Source organism: Bacillus sp. YBsi01 (assembly GCF_038406745.1).
Classification (GTDB): Bacteria; Bacillota; Bacilli; order Bacillales; family Bacillaceae; genus Bacillus; species Bacillus siamensis.
Window position 1 is genome coordinate 1,963,383 of record NZ_CP151679.1, and the last position, 19,797, is coordinate 1,983,179.

General features: G+C 33.9%; 10 protein-coding genes. All 10 read right to left on the bottom strand.

What is annotated here, in order from left to right:
• On the bottom strand, positions 1 to 987 hold the full coding sequence (locus tag AADZ70_RS09740) for an ABC transporter permease subunit (protein ID WP_342006968.1): 987 nt from the start codon (positions 985 to 987) through the stop codon (positions 1 to 3).
• Complete coding sequence (locus AADZ70_RS09745) at positions 981 to 1,859, bottom strand: ABC transporter ATP-binding protein (RefSeq protein WP_342006969.1); 879 nt, start codon at positions 1,857 to 1,859, stop codon at positions 981 to 983. Before AADZ70_RS09745 ends, AADZ70_RS09740 begins: the two co-directional genes overlap by 7 nt.
• Positions 1,852 to 2,244, bottom strand: coding sequence for a GntR family transcriptional regulator (locus tag AADZ70_RS09750; RefSeq protein ID WP_016938498.1), 393 nt, complete (start codon positions 2,242 to 2,244; stop codon positions 1,852 to 1,854). The genes AADZ70_RS09745 and AADZ70_RS09750 overlap by 8 nt, the downstream gene beginning before the upstream one ends.
• A 38-nt stretch (positions 2,245 to 2,282) precedes the next feature.
• Positions 2,283 to 2,399: a hypothetical protein gene (locus AADZ70_RS09755; RefSeq protein WP_016938497.1), complete on the bottom strand. Its 117-nt coding sequence runs from the start codon at positions 2,397 to 2,399 to the stop codon at positions 2,283 to 2,285.
• A gap of 194 nt (positions 2,400 to 2,593) precedes the next feature.
• A complete protein-coding gene (locus AADZ70_RS09760) occupies positions 2,594 to 2,866 on the bottom strand; it encodes a YtzC family protein (RefSeq protein WP_016938496.1) in 273 nt (90 codons plus the stop codon).
• 130 nt (positions 2,867 to 2,996) lie between these two features.
• Entirely contained in the window at positions 2,997 to 4,646 is a 1,650-nt protein-coding gene (locus tag AADZ70_RS09765) for an AMP-binding protein (RefSeq protein WP_342006970.1), read from the bottom strand.
• A 6-nt stretch (positions 4,647 to 4,652) separates the two neighbouring features.
• Entirely contained in the window at positions 4,653 to 5,765 is a 1,113-nt protein-coding gene (locus tag AADZ70_RS09770; protein ID WP_342006971.1) for a metalloregulator ArsR/SmtB family transcription factor, read from the bottom strand.
• 9 nt (positions 5,766 to 5,774) lie between these two features.
• Complete coding sequence (locus tag AADZ70_RS09775; RefSeq protein WP_342006972.1) at positions 5,775 to 8,534, bottom strand: beta-ketoacyl synthase N-terminal-like domain-containing protein; 2,760 nt, start codon at positions 8,532 to 8,534, stop codon at positions 5,775 to 5,777.
• Positions 8,535 to 8,571: 37 nt separating this feature from the next.
• Positions 8,572 to 18,813: an amino acid adenylation domain-containing protein gene (locus AADZ70_RS09780; RefSeq protein WP_342006973.1), complete on the bottom strand. Its 10,242-nt coding sequence runs from the start codon at positions 18,811 to 18,813 to the stop codon at positions 8,572 to 8,574.
• Entirely contained in the window at positions 18,810 to 19,793 is a 984-nt protein-coding gene (locus AADZ70_RS09785) for a SagB/ThcOx family dehydrogenase (protein ID WP_342006974.1), read from the bottom strand. The genes AADZ70_RS09780 and AADZ70_RS09785 overlap by 4 nt, the downstream gene beginning before the upstream one ends.
• Positions 19,794 to 19,797 lie beyond the last annotated feature (4 nt).

The following is a 19,797-nucleotide window of genomic DNA, read 5'->3' on the forward strand; positions in this document are numbered from 1 at the left end:
TTACACATGCTTTGCTTTTTTATAAATTACAAAATAACTGACTAAAAATCCGACCGCTCCCCCGACAATCATCCCGGCCACATATCCTGTCATTGACTGTCCCGTCGAGTACCCCGCGAGACCAAAACCGAGAACGCCGATCATGATGACCACAATCTGAACGGGGCGGTCAAGCTGTCTCCAGAGGAAAAAACGGCCGTTCCGTTCCACCGGCTGTCTGACATAGCAAAAGTACCCGATGGCATAAAATACAATGCACATCACTGCCGGGATGATTAATATGTACTTGCTGGCAGATACCCAACCCGTATCAACGTACGTAATCGGATTCAAATATTGAATAAAATGGTATGCTTTTATATAAGCATCTTCTGACGGCATCAGCTCATACATGCCGACCCCGAAAATGACTTCCGCATTTGACAGCGGCAACGTAATAATCAGGTAAGGCGCTATCGACACAGTAAACGCCGTTAACAGCTGGGCGAACGGATTGCCCGTTAAGCAGCCTGCACTCGCGACCAATGCAAAAGCCAAAATACTCACAATGATCTCACCGACGCTGTAATGATGGAAGAAATATACGCGCTCAGGCTTTAACAGAAGAATGAGCAGCTCAGCCAGCCCGTAGCCGATGATTTGGAATCCGGCAATGACCGCCGCTCCGAGCCAAAATTTGGTGTGAAACACCTGAGCGCGGGAATAAGGCAGACTGAACAGCGCATCAATCGTTCCTTTCGTACGCTCCAGTCCGAATAAGCAAACCGCCAAGATCACACCGGGCGCCCAGTTCAAGTTCAGCATTCCGCTATCCAAAGAATTCACATAAAACTTACAATATGCTCCGTGGGTATCCAGACAGCCTTGGTAGACCAGATAGGTATTTAATACTTCAAACGGATTAACTGCCGCTAAAAAAATGCCGACCATCACGAGAACAGTTCGATTCTGCATCCATTCTCTGTACAGCAATCCCCTGTCTACCATCTCCGGTTCCCCCCAAACTTCGCGATGAAGACTTCTTCTAAATTCACAGGAAGTTCGTTCCATACTTTCGGCCGCAACTTTTGCAGAAATTCCTTTTTCTTCTCATCGTTTTTCGGAATCAGCACTGTATAAAATACACCGGCATGGTCGAGAATCGGTATGTTTTGTTCTCTGATCATCAAGTTGACATCCTCTTCAAACGCCATTTGGATTTTCATGTATTCTTCCTTCATATCATCCAAATCCATCACATTCGTCAGCTGGTTGCCTTCCAAAAATCCGATCCGGTTGCACATTCGCTCAATATCTTCTAAACGATGTGAGGTAATCAGGATGCTCGTTTCCCGTTCAGCCACTTCGTCCACCATAAGCTGAAGCACGTCGTGACGCGTTACGGCGTCAATGCCGTCCGTCGGTTCATCCAAAAGAATCAGTGCCGGCCGTGAAGCAAAGGCAAGGACGAGCGCGAGCTGTTTTTTCAGCCCTGTTGATAGTTCACGGTATTTCTTCGTTTCCGGAATATTGTACCTGTTCATCAGCTCATTGGCGTAAGTTACATCAAAATTCGGATAAATTCTGCTTACAATCGCAACAAGCTGTTTATATGTATATTTGTCATAAAAAGGATTTTCAACAGGCATATAAATGATATTCTGTTTTACTTTTGGGTGCCGCTTTATTTCCACCTGATTAAATAAAACCGTCCCTTGGTCCGGCAGGAGAATCTGCTGAATGAGCCGGAGCAGCGTTGTTTTCCCTGATCCGTTTCGGCCTAGCAGCCCGAAAATTTCTCCTTTTCCGATAGTGAGTGAAATATCTTTGAGCACTTCTTTACCGTCAATTGTTTTTGAGAGATTGCGCAATTCAATCATGATCCGTGCCTCCTTTCACATCAGCGCTGATTTCCTTTATCCATTCCTGCAGCTTCTCCAGCTCAACTCCCGCGTAATGGGCATCGATGATGAGCTGTTTCAATTGCTCTTTTATCATCGTCATCTTCCCTTCAACCAATGTCTTTTTTGCATTCTCCGATATATACGTTCCTCTTCCCCGCAGCGTTTCAATAACGCCATCGCGTTCAAGCTCCTTGTACGCTTTGCTGACGGTATTCGGATTGGCGATAATGATCGTTGCCAATTCTCTTACAGAAGGAAGTTTATCCCCCGGCTTCATGATCCCTTTCAAACAAAGCTCTTTCAATTGCTGTATGATTTGCTCATAAATCGGAGTTGAGCTTCTCGGGTCGATTTGAATCATTTACTTCCCTTCTTTCTTTTACGAGCTGCTCGATTTCTTTAAATGTTCTGCCACTGAAAACCGATGACGACAAGAATGACAAACAGACTGCTGGCCAAAACCGAAGCGGCGATAATAAGAGGCACGTCTTGTTTTACGGATCTTTTGTTTTTCATGAAAGCTCTCCTTTCCTTTGCTCAGCATTTATATGTCGTTTTTATTTTTTGAGTGTTTGTAGTGTATTACGTCAAGTAGTACACATAATACAATAAACACACTCCGCCTTATTGTCAATTCTTTTTTGAAAAGAAATACAAAAAAACCCGCCGGGATTCCGGCAGGTTTTTTTGCACCATCTGAAACAGCGCGGTCAGTAATCGAAATTACGCTGCAAAATCATATTGTTTTGCAAAGTCTGCAGCTGCAGCCTCATTCGGTAAAGCTGTTCTCTCTGCTGATCATTCGCAGATAATGACAGCTTGTTTAATTCATTTACCGCGTTTTCAAGCATCATTTGCGCTTCACTGTACTCATTATCATTATAATGCTCTTGTTTTGAAGCGGTTATAAATTGCTCATTCGCAAATTCATACGCCTGTTCGCTTCTTTGGAGATGTTCATCTACTGATTGTCTTGTTGCCATAAACAGGTCCTCCTATTGATAATGTCATATCAATAGTATTTCTAATTCCAAACAAATTCTCACATGAAATATCTGGTAATTCAGATACACGACAGAGAAAGTATAAAATACGAACAAATGTATAATTTAATCAAGACAGAATTAAATCTTTATAAAAATCCGCCATTTTAGAACGTTGCACTTTACCGCTTGTAGTTTTAAAAATTTTCCTAACAGGTATAACTTGATGTACATTCAAACCCAATTGTTTTGTTAATTCTCTTTTCAATTCCTTCTCTGCTGTTGTAATATCATAACTTTTCTTACATTTTACAAATATCACAAGATCTTCTTCCGCCTTTGTTTCATTCGGAACCCCACATGCCACAACATTACCCAATTCAATATCCTTTACATTCTCTGCTACTCTCTCTATATCATGTGAATAATAATTTTGGCCATTCTTTATAATGATATCTTTTGTTCTTCCAGTAATAACCAAACTATTATTATGTATAAACCCTAGGTCTCCTGTATTTAACCATCCATCTGCTGTTATAGCGTCTTTGGTAGCAGATTCATTATTGTAATACCCAGACGTTACGTTTTCCCCCTTTATTTGCACATGACCTATAAAATCATCATCCAGAATGTAATTATTAGAATCACATATACGGAAAGAACAATGACGTACAGCTGGGCCAACTTCAACAAAAGTTATTCCCTCTTCTTCTTCAACAGTTTTTTGAATTTTTTGACCTATTTCTAAAGCTTCCCTATTAAGGGTTACAGGAACAAAAGGGTTTCCTAATTTTGGGACACTAACAGCAACTGTAGCCTCAGCTAAACCATATACAGTATTTAGGGTTTCATATTTTAAACCGAATTGTTTCATTTCCTCTAAAAATCTCTGGCACAAAGAAGTAGAAATCGGTTCTGCTCCATTAGCTAATAATCTAACACAAGTTAAATCCCAGTTATAGATTTGATTTTTTTTGTAGTTATCCAACAAAAACTTATATCCAAAGTTAGGGGAGTATAATTGTGTAACACGGTGTTGATGTGTTTTCAATAACCACAAAGTCGGTCTTCGGATAAAAACGGAGGTTGGAATTATATATTGTTGAATTTTTTTATATGTTGATGCTAAGTGGATAGCAATGAGGCCCATATCATGAGTTAAAGGCATCCAGCTTAGTGAGGAATCGGATTCCGATGTCTCCCAAGCCTCATTTAATGCTGATATATTGGTAATAAGATTTTTATGTGTTAATATTACACCCTTAGGATTTCCAGTTGTACCAGAAGAGAATTGAATAAAAGCAATTTCTTCTGGTTCCGGGGAAATTAATTCACCCACTTCATTAGAATTCTTAACTTCATCTAAATAAATTGAATGCTTTACAATTGATGAATAAGTTTCTGCATCCGCAACTTTCTCAAGTGAATGTAATGTTCTTTGATCAGAAATACAATAAGGATTATTAAGAATACTCCATATACGAAGTATTTTTTGTTTATGCTCTTCATTATACCCCACACTTAAAGGAATAGGTATGATTCCACCTAATATGCACGCCCAAAAAACTTTAATAAATTGTTCATTATCCTCAATTTGTATAATTAGTTCATCTTTCTTTTTCAAACCCTTTTTTTGTAAAAACCCTAATATTTTTCTGGATTTTTCAAATAAGTGAGCATAAGAAATATACACTTCATTGTCGGTTCCATTTATAAATGTAATTCCTTTATCATCTCGATTTTCCGCATCAACTATAAAATCATATACTGTTTTATACACTTAATTTTACTCCTCTTTCTCTAAAATTAAAGCAGAGTTGAATTTCCCTAATAAACCATTCAGAAGAGAGTGAAATTTAGAAGAATTAAGATAATAGTATGTTTTATTTTGATTTCTCGTACTCTCAACTAAACCTTGCAATGTCAAAATTCTCATATGGTGTGAAATCGTTGCGTTGGTTAAATTTAGCTGTTCGGCAATCTCATTAGCATACATTTTTTTATGACTAAGTAAGATTAATATCTTGAACTTACTTTTATCTGATAAAAGCTTCAAAAAATCAATGATGTGATTAATCTCTGCTTTCTCTAATGTATTTTCAAAAATTTGATCAACTTTATAACCAAGTCCAACATAAATGTTATCTTCACTTTTCGTAATAGTTGCAGTATAAGGTAAAAGTGTTGGATATATATTAATATAATCACAAGATAAGTATTCCTTACCTTTTAACGTACTGATTATCTTTTTTGGAAAATCCATATTGATGTTTTTTAATTGATTCATCCACTCATCTCTAAATTTAATTAAATTATAAATCGCCTCGTTAAGATAACCATTCACCAACATTAATTTGTTGCAAAATTGATCTACATAAGTTTTAGGAGATTTCATTACCTTAAATATTATCCACTTGTATTCGGGCTTTATATTAAGATTATTAAGCAGCTCAAATAAACTTTCCCTATCATTTAAATACTGTTGGGTAGATGTTTCGGTTTTAAGCTCTCCTTGTAAATAAATTAGAGACTCTAAAATATTTTTTCTTATCTCATCTTCTGTAACTCCAGACAAATGATCAATAATTTCAAAAAAATCTTTCGTATAAATTTTCGGTATTTTAAAAAAGGTTGTGGCTAAACAAAAAATATTTGCATTCCTAACATCTTTGTAGTCACAAAAGCTGCCAAAATAAAAATTTAAAAACTCACTATCTAACTCTTTTATTCGTTTAAGATCATCTATTAATACAAAATATTCATTATCTAAGTTTATACCCATTTTATTGCTATAATCTTTGAAGAATCCTTCGTGTTTTAAGAAAAGCAGAGAAGAAATCTTATCAAAAAAATCCGAAACACTGTCACTAATCACCAACTTCACATCTAAACACCTCATAAAATAAAATCAAAAATCATAAATTCTTTTTTTCACAAATGAAATTGTTGTAATATCTTCATGGCCAGGGCATATTATAGTATTATCTTCAGTATTATTAATTAAATAAGAAATGGATTTCTTTAAATAATCTTCATTTCCTGTTTTTTTATCAATTTTTGCTTTCTTATCTTTAAAAATAGTATCACCTGTAAATAAAAGTTTGTCATAAAGCACGCATACGCTACCTGTTGTATGACCCGGACTGAGAATTATCTTGAGGCTAATATCCCCAATGTTTAAAACTGTATATTTATCTTTAATTAGGATATCACCGCTTTCAAATTTAAAACTTTTCCCAAGAAGAGCAAGTCCATTATTTATGATATCTTTCGCAAAATTTATTTCTCTTTCATGAATTATGAAATTACAATTGAATTTTTCTTTTATTTCGTTTGCAGAATAAGTATGATCAAAGTGAGCATGTGTAAGAACAATATAATCTATTCGATTCAATTTCAATCTTTCACAGAACTCTGTTAGATATTCTAAACTAACTCCAGAATCAATAAGGATATTCTTATGAGGACTATAAATTAAATACGTGTTTGAATTATTTATTCCATTCGAGAATTTATAAACTTTACAATTATTCTTTTCAAATATTAATTCATCTGTTTCATTATTTTTTTGTGATGATTCATTAACGTAATCTAGAATTTCGTTTAATGTTTCTTTTTCTATAAACACTTCTAATGAAATATTGGGTATTTTCGACTCAATTTCATGATACATACTTACCAAACTTAAGGAATCTCCACCTGCTTGGTAAATATCTTGAGAAAAGTCTATTTTATTTAGACCAAATAGTTTTGCCCATGTTTCAACTACAATTTTTTCTTGTTCATTTAAAATAACATCGTCATTTAAGACAAAGTCTATTTTTTCTTCACTATACCAGCACCGAGTTTTCTTAAAGGTGAAAACAGGCAAAGAAACAACTTGATTATGTTCTTTATAATACATGTCCCAACTTATTTCACCGCCCATAATATACCTTCTGCAAATTTGCCTTAAATCGTCTTGAGGCTCATCTCCTAAAGACAATTCTTTTACATTAGAGGTTATATCACTAACGTTAAAATAAATTTCACTATCTTTAATAACTTTATTTCCTTGTTGAATCATGTTTAATACTTCTTTTAATTTTTCTAATAAATCTTCCTTACAAGATGCTATTATAGCCACTCTATTTGCTAAATGATCTCTTCTGCAATTCAATGTATATCCAATATCACTTAGTAGCATCTGATTCTCTTCAAGAAGAAAATTATATAAATCACTTAATAGAAAAGTTAAAGTATCCAAATCGTTTGCCGAAAATGTGAATATTTGAGGCTCTAAAAAATCCTCATTTGGAATATTTCTTTTTTTGTCGTAATTAGAAATAATCATATGGCAATTAGTTCCGCTCATACCAAATGAACTTATACATCCTAACAGCAATTCTTTTTTTTGCAACTCTACTTTCTCAGTATTAATAAACACAGGTGAGTTACTAAAATCTATATTTTTATTAGGAGTATTATAATTTATCGTTGGTGGATACATTTGATTTTTTAATGCAAGCACGCTTTTTAATAATCCAGCAGCTCCGGACGCACTTAATAAATGACCTATATTATTTTTTACAGACCCCATAGGCAAATAATTTTTTTTGTTAATTTCGGAGAAAGCACGATTGATTGCTTCTATCTCTATTACATCTCCGATTGCAGTTCCTGTTCCATGCCCTTCTATAAATGAAATGTCATTGATACCTATATTGGACTTGTTAATATTTTCTGAAATAAGGTTTTCCTGTCCTTCAATACTTGGAGTAGCAACCCCAAAAGAAAACCCTTGATTACTAACACTACTTCCTTCTATCACAGAATAAATGTTATCATTATCTCTTAAAGCACTGAATAAAGGTTTTAAAATAAATGTAATAATACCTTCTCCAAATCCTGTTCCATCTGAGTCATTGTCATAAGCCCTCGTTCTAAAAGTACTCGATTCAATGCCGAGCCTTACTTCATGCTGAAGAGGAATAAGATTTAAGTTACATCCCCCTGCAATAGCCATCTCACATTCATTATGAATTATAGCTTTACATGCTTCGTGAACTGCTACAAGAGAGGAGGAACAAGAAGTATCTAGAGTCATACTAGGTCCTTTTAAATCCAAATAATAAGAAACCCGACTAGCAATCATTGAAGGAAGGTTATTAACAATACTTACAGGATTTCGAATAGATGAATCATATATAACCTTATCATAATTATATATTGAATCACTATTACTGCTACCAACGTATACACCAATATTACTTCCATTAACTTTTTTTTCTGGGTATCCTGCATCCAATAATGCATGAATACTTGACTCTAAAAATAACCTTTGACGAGGGTCCATCAAAGATGCTTCTTGATAAGGAATATTAAAATATTTGTAATCAAATTTATCCACATCGTTTACAAAAGCCATTTGCTGATAGTTTATTTTTTTCGTATCTACACCTTTATTCTCAAAAAAATAATCGCAATCCTTTTTTCTCTGGCTATCTATTTCTCCAATACAATCAACCCCATTTATCAAATTACTCCAAAAATCCCTGAAGTTATTTGATTTAGGTAATCTCGAGCTTATTCCAATTATAGCAACTTTGGTTTCTATTTCTTTTTTAGTGAACTTAATTTCATTTTTATCTAGTTGTTCAAAAACATTAAACATAAAAACATCACTCACCTTTTTAGAGCACCTGAAAAAGGTGCTCTTTCTACTTTTATATTAAACCAGAAATAATATTTATATAAGTATTAAAAAAATTCTCTACTGATATTTCCTGCAATTTATTATTTTTAAATGTTAATTCGAGATTTATATTGTTATCATTAACTAAATAACTAAATATAAATTCATAAGATTCGCTAATATTATTTTTAATTTTTTGTTTATCTACTATTAAAACATTAATATGAGCGTTATCTCTCTCAAAACCCAGGTTGCTACGCAAAGTTATTTTGGATACTATCTTTCTTTTTATATTATTCTCCTCTATGTTTTTTATAAAACCTGTTAAATCACTATACTCTTCTATATATATTTTTTCCAAATCTATATAACTCGATTTTAAAAGAGATACATAATATTTATCGTTTTCTATAAAGTTGCTAAATAAATATAAAAATGTATTTATTACTTTATTATTTACTTCTTCTAAGTCGGTTTTAACCTTAATGTCCAACTGTTTTTCTAAAATTATGGTCTTTTCATTTTTATTATCTTTTCTGTTAGCAAGAATTTTTGGAGGCAATTTTACTGATTTTAATTTTAAATTCTTATTCTCCTCTTTCATATCACTAATAAAATGTGATAATTCACTAATTTTTTGATACTTGAATAAATCAATTATATTCAAATCCGAATATTTTTTTTCGATTTTAGTGTATACATTTGAAAGGGAAATTGAATTACCGCCTAATTCAAAAAAGTTGTCATCTATGCTGATTTCATCTGTTTTCAAAACGCTTTTCCAAATATCAACTAAATCTCTCTCAATTTCTGTTCGAGGCTCTTTGATTTTCCTTCCAATCGATGCTTGATCTGTAACGTCTAGAGCCAGCAGTTTTTTACGATCAACTTTTCCGTTACCTGTTAAAGGAACCTCTTCAATTTGTACGATATAGCTAGGTATCATATATTCCGGCATTTTCCGGCTTAAAAACTCTTTCAGATCAGTTGGCGGTAAAGATTGGTGCCCCGCTACGTACGCATATAACACATCTTGATTTCTGGCATCCTTTTGATTAATGACTACCGCGTTTCTCACCTGTCGGTGCTCTAATATTACACTTTCTATTTCACCTAACTCCACGCGATATCCGCGAACTTTAATCTGATGATCTTTCCGTCCCAAAAACTCAATATAACCCTCTTGCGTCAAGACCCCCATATCCCCCGTACGGTAAATTCTTCCGAAATCCGGGTGATCAATAAATGACGCTTCAGTTTTTTCTTTATCGTTTAAATAGCCTTCTGCTACACCTTTTCCCCCTATATAAAGTTCACCTTTCACTCCGATTGGACAAGGATCATTTTCATAGTTTAAAACATAGTAAGTTTGATTTGATAATGGATAACCGTAAGGAATGCTGGTCCATTCAGCCTTGACTATTTTAATTGGATAATAAATCGACCAAATAGACGCTTCAGTAGCCCCGCCTAAGCTTATGACTTCACTTTCAACGAAGTGATCCTTAATCCTCTCAGGAAGATGAACAGGTATCCAATCCCCGCTTAATAATACCAGTCTTAATTCAGGAAGCTCATCATAGTTAATAACTCCAGCGTTAGATTTGTTTTCTGTTTCATCCATGTAGTTTACTAACATTTCCATGATCATGGGAACGGAGTTCCAGACTGTTATTTTTTCCTCTTTTACGATGTCATGAATCTTTTTAATATCTCTCTGATCTTCGACCATTACTAATGTTGCTCCTGCAGAAAAAGCACCGAAAATATCATATATTGATAAATCAAAGGACATAGACGATAATCCGATAAATCGATCTGCTTCATTCACACCGTACTTTTCATTGATATCAATTATAGTATTGGTTACAGCTTTATTTTTTATGATTACACCTTTAGGTTTCCCCGTACTGCCTGAAGTGTATATCGCATAAGCTATTTGTTCCGGCGCTGCCAAACTTTCCTTTTTGGACTCTTTATAGCTTGATATAACAGTTTTTGCCAGTTCAGCTGTTAACACAAGTTTACAATTTCCATCTTTCGCAATATATGTTTGTCTTTCTTTTGGAAATTCCGGATTAATTGGGATATAGGCAGCTCCAATTTTTAACACTGCGAGGATACCGGCGATTGTCTCGATCTCACGATCAACAATAACCCCAACATACTCATTTGGCTGAATTCCCTTCTCTTCCAAAAAACTAGATATACGGTTGGACATGACTTGTAACTCTTGATAGGTAACTGCTCTTCCTTGACACTCAATCGCAATATTCTCAGGTGTTTTTATTGTTTGTCTGGCAAACAAGTGATATAAAGTATCCGGCTCGATGGCCTTCTCAGTTTGATTATAATCAGTAATTGCTTGTTCCAGTGCTGTGTCTTCAAAAGAAATCATCTCACCGAATGATAATTGGTCAATAATGTGGGTATATTCTTCAAACATTGACTCAATTACGTCATTTTCAAAAGCTTCTGAAACATAGTCCCAACTAAGCATGACTCCATCATTAAGCTCTATCACTTGATGATCCAAATAAACTTGTGATGTCTGGCTGACTGCCATTTTTAACTCACCAATATTCAATAGATCATTATTATTAAGATTAAACATGTTTCCAAATAACATACTGGTGAACACTACTGGCATGGTCGCACTTTTGTGTTTTAGATTATTATATTTAGCATATTCTCTTATAAATTCAACTCCATCATAGTCTCTATGTTCAAGTGCTTCCATGAAAGTAACCTGAACCTTTTTTGCCTCCTCCCAAAAGTTCATTTCTTTCTCAAAACTCGCTTTTAACATAATCAGCGATGTAAAATCACCTATTATATCATTAACTTGTTTATGGAGAGGCTGTCTATTAAATACTGTTGTATTTACCGCTAAGTTTTGTTGGTTACTCCACTTCGACAACACTTTTGCGTAGGCTGTAAATAATATTATTGCAGGTGTAATATTATAGCTTGCAGCTTTTTTACAAAGTATTTGCCATAGAGGCTTGTCAATTATTTTAGATTTTCTTTTGAAAGTTGGCTTGCTTATTGCACCTAATCTGTCTTTTAATGGCACCGCAGGTGCTTTTGGAAAATCTTCGAGCTGACTTAACCAATAGGCTTTATCATTTTCATATTTTTGAGTGGTCTTGACTTTTTGGTATGCTAACATATAATCTCTATAGCTTATTTCTAATGGCACCATTTTATCTTTTCCATTATAAAATTCAGATATCTGTTTAAATAAAAGCTGGATACTGGCGCCATCAGCTATTAACATATCAATGCCAAAAAATAATCTATGTTTATCCCCTTGAATTTTCAAGGCTTTGAATTCAAATAAAGGCCACTCATTTGGATTAAAGATATGATGTGATGCTCTGTCTCTTTCTTCTGCTATTTTCTTCTCTTGTTCTATATCACTTAATTGACTAATATCCTGTACAGATATTTCATACTGAGGGACTTGTTGAAGAATCTTTTGCTTTCCATTCGGAAGAATGACCGCACGCAGCATGTCTTGATGATCTATTACTTTTTGTAAACTTTTGTTGAGTTTTTCAATATTCAGCTCAGTCTCAATTTCTAAATAAGCATGCGTTGAGGTGCCACCAAGTTCAAATTGTTTATCTCTTCCCATAAGATAAGCCATTTGAACGTTAGTTAAATCGAATTCCGTATTTATATGCTTGATATCAGCTTGAATTTCCATCAAATTACCATTTGTTTTACTTTTTCTTTCAGAGACACTGATTACTTTTGCTAGTTTCTCAATGGTACTATTAGATATAAAATTTTTAAAATCTAATTTAATAAATAAACGATCCTCAATAGCAGTAATTAAATTAATGATCAATATGGAATTACCGCCTAATTCAAAAAAGTTGTCATCTATGCTGATTTCATCTGTTTTCAGAACGCTTTTCCAAATATCAACTAAATCTCTCTCAATTTCTGTTCGAGGCTCTTTGATTTTCCTTCCAATCGATGCTTGATCTGTAACGTCTAGAGCCAGCAGTTTTTTACGATCAACTTTTCCGTTACCTGTTAATGGAACCTCTTCAATTTGTACGATATAGCTAGGTATCATATATTCCGGCATTTTCCGGCTTAAAAACTCTTTCAGATCAGTTGGCGGTAAGAATTGGTGCCCCGCTACGTACGCATATAACACATCTTGATTTCTGGCATCCTTTTGATTGATGACTACCGCGTTTCTCACCTGTCGGTGTTCTAATATTACACTTTCTATTTCACCTAACTCCACGCGATATCCGCGAACTTTAATCTGATGATCTTTCCGTCCCAAAAACTCAATATAACCCTCTTGCGTCAAGACCCCCATATCCCCCGTACGGTAAATTCTTCCGAAATCCGGGTGATCAATAAATGACGCTTCAGTTTTTTCTTTATCGTTTAAATAGCCTTCTGCTACACCTTTTCCCCCTATATAAAGTTCACCTTTCACTCCGATTGGACAAGGATCATTTTCATAGTTTAAAACATAGTAAGTTTGATTTGATAATGGATAACCGTAAGGAATGCTGGTCCATTCAGCCTTGACTGTTTTAATTGGATAATAAATCGACCAAATAGACGCTTCAGTAGCCCCGCCTAAGCTTATGACTTCACTTTCAACGAAGTGATCCTTAATCCTCTCAGGAAGATGAACAGGTATCCAATCCCCGCTTAATAATACCAGTCTTAATTCAGGAAGCTCATCATAGTTAATAACTCCAGCGTTAGATTTGTTTTCTGTTTCATCCATGTAGTTTACTAACATTTCCATGATCATGGGAACGGAGTTCCAGACTGTTATTTTTTCCTCTTTTACGATGTCATGAATCTTTTTAATATCTCTCTGATCTTCGACCATTACTAATGTTGCTCCTGCAGAAAAAGCACCGAAAATATCATATATTGATAAATCAAAGGACATAGACGATAATCCGATAAATCGATCTGCTTCATTCACACCGTACTTTTCATTGATATCAATTATAGTATTGGTTACAGCTTTATTTTTTATGATTACACCTTTAGGTTTCCCCGTACTGCCTGAAGTGTATATCGCATAAGCTATTTGTTCCGGCGCTGCCAAACTTTCCTTTTTGGACTCTTTATAGCTTGATATAACAGTTTTTGCCAGTTCAGCTGTTAACACAAGTTTACAATTTCCATCTTTCGCAATATATGTTTGTCTTTCTTTTGGAAATTCCGGATTAATTGGGATATAGGCAGCTCCAATTTTTAACACTGCGAGGATACCGGCGATTGTCTCGATCTCACGATCAACAATAACCCCAACATACTCATTTGGCTGAATTCCCTTCTCTTCCAAAAAACTAGATATACGGTTGGACATGACTTGTAACTCTTGATAGGTAACTGCTCTTCCTTGACACTCAATCGCAATATTCTCAGGTGTTTTTATTGTTTGTCTGGCAAACAAGTGATATAAAGTATCCGGCTCGATGGCCTTCTCAGTTTGATTATAATCAGTAATTGCTTGTTCCAGTGCTGTGTCTTCAAAAGAAATCATCTCACCGAATGATAATTGGTCAATAATGTGGGTATATTCTTCAAACATTGACTCAATTACGTCATTTTCAAAAGCTTCTGAAACATAGTCCCAACTAAGCATGACTCCATCATTAAGCTCTATCACTTGATGATCCAAATAAACTTGTGATGTCTGGCTGACTGCCATTTTTAACTCACCAATATTCAATAGATCATTATTATTAAGATTAAACATGTTTCCAAATAACATACTGGTGAACACTACTGGCATGGTCGCACTTTTGTGTTTTAGATTATTATATTTAGCATATTCTCTTATAAATTCAACTCCATCATAGTCTCTATGTTCAAGTGCTTCCATGAAAGTAACCTGAACCTTTTTTGCCTCCTCCCAAAAGTTCATTTCTTTCTCAAAACTCGCTTTTAACATAATCAGCGATGTAAAATCACCTATTATATCATTAACTTGTTTATGGAGAGGCTGTCTATTAAATACTGTTGTATTTACCGCTAAGTTTTGTTGGTTACTCCACTTCGACAACACTTTTGCGTAGGCTGTAAATAATATTATTGCAGGTGTAATATTATAGCTTGCAGCTTTTTTACAAAGTATTTGCCATAGAGGCTTGTCAATTATTTTAGATTTTCTTTTGAAAGTTGGCTTGCTTATTGCACCTAATCTGTCTTTTAATGGCACCGCAGGTGCTTTTGGAAAATCTTCGAGCTGACTTAACCAATAGGCTTTATCATTTTCATATTTTTGAGTGGTCTTGACTTTTTGGTATGCTAACATATAATCTCTATAGCTTATTTCTAATGGCACCATTTTATCTTTTCCATTATAAAATTCAGATATCTGTTTAAATAAAAGCTGGATACTGGCGCCATCAGCTATTAACATATCAATGCCAAAAAATAATCTATGTTTATCCCCTTGAATTTTCAAGGCTTTGAATTCAAATAAAGGCCACTCATTTGGATTAAAGATATGATGTGATGCTCTGTCTCTTTCTTCTGCTATTTTCTTCTCTTGTTCTATATCACTTAATTGACTAATATCCTGTACAGATATTTCATACTGAGGGACTTGTTGAAGAATCTTTTGCTTTCCATTCGGAAGAATGACCGCACGCAGCATGTCTTGATGATCTATTACTTTTTGTAAACTTTTGTTGAGTTTTTCAATATTCAGCTCAGTCTCAATTTCTAAATAAGCATGCGTTGAGGTGCCACCAAGTTCAAATTGTTTATCTCTTCCCATAAGATAAGCCATTTGAACGTTAGTTAAATCGAATTCCGTATTTATATGCTTGATATCAGCTTGAATTTCCATCAAATTACCATTTGTTTTACTTTTTCTTTCAGAGACACTGATTACTTTTGCTAGTTTCTCAATGGTACTATTAGATATAAAATTTTTAAAATCTAATTTAATAAATAAACGATCCTCAATAGCAGTAATTAAATTAATGATCAATATGGAATTACCGCCTAATTCAAAAAAGTTGTCATCTATGCTGATTTCATCTGTTTTCAGAACGCTTTTCCAAATATCAACTAAATCTCTCTCAATTTCTGTTCGAGGCTCTTTGATTTTCCTTCCAATCGATGCTTGATCTGTAACGTCTAGAGCCAGCAGTTTTTTACGATCAACTTTTCCGTTACCTGTTAAAGGAACCTCTTCAATTTGTACGATATAGCTAGGTATCATATATTCCGGCATTTTCCGGCTTAAAAACTCTTTCAGATCAGTTGGCGGTAAGAATTGGTGCCCCGCTACGTACGCATATAACACATCTTGATTTCTGGCATCCTTTTGATTGATGACTACCGCGTTTCTCACCTGTCGGTGTTCTAATATTACACTTTCTATTTCACCTAACTCCACGCGATATCCGCGAACTTTAATCTGATGATCTTTCCGTCCCAAAAACTCAATATAACCCTCTTGCGTCAAGACCCCCATATCCCCCGTACGGTAAATTCTTCCGAAATCCGGGTGATCAATAAATGACGCTTCAGTTTTTTCTTTATCATTTAAATAGCCTTCTGCTACACCTTTTCCCCCTATATAAAGTTCGCCTTTCACTCCGATTGGACAAGGATCATTTTCATAGTTTAAAACATAGTAAGTTTGATTTGATAATGGATAACCGTAAGGAATGCTGGTCCATTCAGCCTTGACTGTTTTAATTGGATAATAAATCGACCAAATAGATGCTTCAGTAGCCCCGCCTAAGCTTATGACTTCACTTTCAACGAAGTGATCCTTAATCCTCTCAGGAAGATGAACAGGTATCCAATCCCCGCTTAATAATACCAGTCTTAATTCAGGAAGCTCATCATAGTTAATAACTCCAGCGTTAGATTTGTTTTCTGTTTCATCCATGTAGTTTACTAACATTTCCATGATCATGGGAACGGAGTTCCAGACTGTTATTTTTTCCTCTTTTACGATGTCATGAATCTTTTTAATATCTCTCTGATCTTCGACCATTACTAATGTTGCTCCTGCAGAAAAAGCACCGAAAATATCATATATTGATAAATCAAAGGACATAGACGATAATCCGATAAATCGATCTGCTTCATTCACACCGTACTTTTCATTGATATCAATTATAGTATTGGTTACAGCTTTATTTTTTATGATTACACCTTTAGGTTTCCCCGTACTGCCTGAAGTGTATATCGCATAAGCTATTTGTTCCGGCGCTGCCAAACTTTCCTTTTTGGACTCTTTATAGCTTGATATAACAGTTTTTGCCAGTTCAGCTGTTAACACAAGTTTACAATTTCCATCTTTCGCAATATATGTTTGTCTTTCTTTTGGAAATTCCGGATTAATTGGGATATAGGCAGCTCCAATTTTTAACACTGCGAGGATACCGGCGATTGTCTCGATCTCACGATCAACAATAACCCCAACATACTCATTTGGCTGAATTCCCTTCTCTTCCAAAAAACTAGATATACGGTTGGACATGACTTGTAACTCTTGATAGGTAACTGCTCTTCCTTGACACTCAATCGCAATATTCTCAGGTGTTTTTATTGTTTGTCTGGCAAACAAGTGATATAAAGTATCCGGCTCGATGGCCTTCTCAGTTTGATTATAATCAGTAATTGCTTGTTCCAGTGCTGTGTCTTCAAAAGAAATCATCTCACCGGATGATAATTGGTCAATAATGTGGGTATATTCCTCAAACATTGACTCAATTACGTCATTTTCAAAAGCTTCCGAAACATAGTCCCAACTAAGCATGACTCCATCATTAAGCTCTATCACTTGATGATCCAAATAAACTTGTGATGTCTGGCTGATACTCTCTATAAAAACTCCTAGAGAATCTAAATAGTTTAATTCGTTTTCAAATAACATACTTGTAAAAACAATCGGAAAAACAGCTTTCCTTCTATCTATATCATTAAATTCACAGTATTCTCTGGTAAACTCTATTCCATCAAAATCATTATGTGATAAGCATTTAAAAAAGTTATCCTGAATATTTTTTACTTCTTCCCAAAAATGATTTAAATTGTTGAAGCATACATCAAATATCATAATTTCTGTAAAATCGCCTATAACGTTATTAATCTGCTTATGCAAAGGTCTTCTTTTAAATAGTGTAGTGTTTAACGCAATATTTTGCTGATTACTCCATTTAGACAACACTTTTGAATAAATAAACAAAAGTAGTATACTAGGTCTAATATTCTTCTGAGAGCATAAATTCACAAATTGATTCCAATTTCTTTTCTCAATAATTTTTTTCTTTCTTTTAAAAGTAGGTTTTTTTATACATGCTAAATCTACTTTTACTGGAAGAGCTGGTGTTGAAGGAAAACCTTTAAGTTTATTTAACCAATATTCCTTGTCATTCTGATATTTATGATTTTCCTTTAATTTTTTATAAGCTAACATATAATCTCTATAGGATACTTCTAAAGGCTCTTGAATCTTTCCATTGTACAATTCAGATATCTCTTTAAATAAAAGCTGGATACTAGCTCCATCTGCTATTAACATATCGATATCAAAGAATATTCTATATAGATTATCACTGATTTTTAAAGCTTTAAATTCAAACAATGGCCATTGGTATGGATCGAAGATTCGTTCGTTAGTTACTTTTCTTGCTTCTAATATTTTGTCTTCTTGGTCTGATTTTTTAAGATAACTCACATCTTGAATAGCTAATTTATAATTCGGTACGTGTTCAAGTATTTTTTGCTTACCATTTGATAAAAAAACTGCACGTAGCATGTGTTGACGCTCTATCACAGCTTGTAAACTTTTATTGAATTTTTCAATATCTAGTTCAGCCTCAAGTTCTACAAAAGCATGGGTGGAAGTTCCCCCCAATTCAAATTGCTTGTCTCTTCCAGATAAATAAGCAACTTGAACATTTGTAAGATCAAATTCTTTATAGGCATTTTCTTCATCGTTTAATAAATGTATTATATTATGCTCTATTTTATTATCTAATAACTGAAACTTTTCATATACAACTTGACAAAATGACAGTACATCTGGGTTGTCAATATAATCATAAAATTCAATATTTATATTATATGTATCTTCAATGGCTCCAAGTAATTTTAATATATTCAAAGAAGATATTTGATAATCAAAAATATTAGTTCTTAAATCAACTGAATCATCTTTACTTAATTCACGAATTTTTTTTATTATAAAGTTAGAAATCTCTTTAAATTTATTACTCGTTACTAGCGTGTTATTAATCAATGATTTACCTCCTTGTTCTTTAGTCCTACCTCTACCGAATGTAAATAGATTTCATTGCTATTCAAATTAAATTCATCTTTAATTTTATCGAAGTCTATTTCTCCTATGGAGCACGATCCAACATCAAAATATTCTGCTATATTAGCCAATGTAGCTGACATAACACCACATTCGAGAATACCATAGTAATACCCCGCACCCTTATATTTGGGCATGATTACATCACAATCAAGGGTGAAAAAGATAGAGAAATTCGAAGTATTAAATGCACTGTGGTTTATAAAATAATGATATTTTTTTTCAGCCAGTTTTACTCTATTAAGTAAATTGATAGAGTGGCTGTGAGGATTATAAAAATATAGCCCTTCCTCAAGATTTTCGACTCTCCCATCTTTAATATACAAATATATGTTGACAGGATACAGTCCTCCTGCACTTGGGTAGAAATATTTAATATCCTCTTGAATTGGAGACTGTTTAAAGACATTTAACAACTGACTAAACTTAGAAAAATTCATCATTTTACTAGTATCAAAATTCCTAGTACTTTTTCTATTTTGAACTAAAGAGGGTAAATCTGAGCATTCCTCCAAATCAATTGATTGAAGAGTATTCTTTGACATAAACCTAGTTAATTGTTTCTTCTTATACGATTCTATATTTTCTTTATATAAAAAAAACTCATCGTCATATTCTTGATAAACAAATTTGTTTTGCGTTTCGAAAAGCTCTGTCGGTGTGCTTACATTGCAAACTAAAACTCTATTACGTATTAAATCTTTTAGAAACATTTTTAAAATTTTTGGATTAAAGTCTTTAAAAATAACATATATTTCGCTTAAAGAAATGCCTTTTTGAAAATGAAAATAAATATCAGGAAAAAGTTCAACTACTTTCCCTCTAAATTGAAAATCATTAATAATAATATGGTTATTTTCGTTTCTCCAGTGAACATGAGGAGCCCAAAAGTATTTTTTCACGTTA

Excerpts from the sequence above, each read along its gene's own strand:
- AADZ70_RS09770 (WP_342006971.1), bottom strand. The coding sequence starts at position 5,765 with ATGAGGTGTTTAGATGTGAAGTTGGTGATTAGTGACAGTGTTTCGGAT.
- AADZ70_RS09745 (WP_342006969.1), bottom strand. The coding sequence starts at position 1,859 with ATGATTGAATTGCGCAATCTCTCAAAAACAATTGACGGTAAAGAAGTG.
- AADZ70_RS09755 (WP_016938497.1), bottom strand. The coding sequence starts at position 2,399 with ATGAAAAACAAAAGATCCGTAAAACAAGACGTGCCTCTTATTATCGCC.
- AADZ70_RS09760 (WP_016938496.1), bottom strand. The coding sequence starts at position 2,866 with ATGGCAACAAGACAATCAGTAGATGAACATCTCCAAAGAAGCGAACAG.
- AADZ70_RS09740 (WP_342006968.1), bottom strand. The coding sequence starts at position 987 with ATGGTAGACAGGGGATTGCTGTACAGAGAATGGATGCAGAATCGAACT.
- AADZ70_RS09750 (WP_016938498.1), bottom strand. The coding sequence starts at position 2,244 with ATGATTCAAATCGACCCGAGAAGCTCAACTCCGATTTATGAGCAAATC.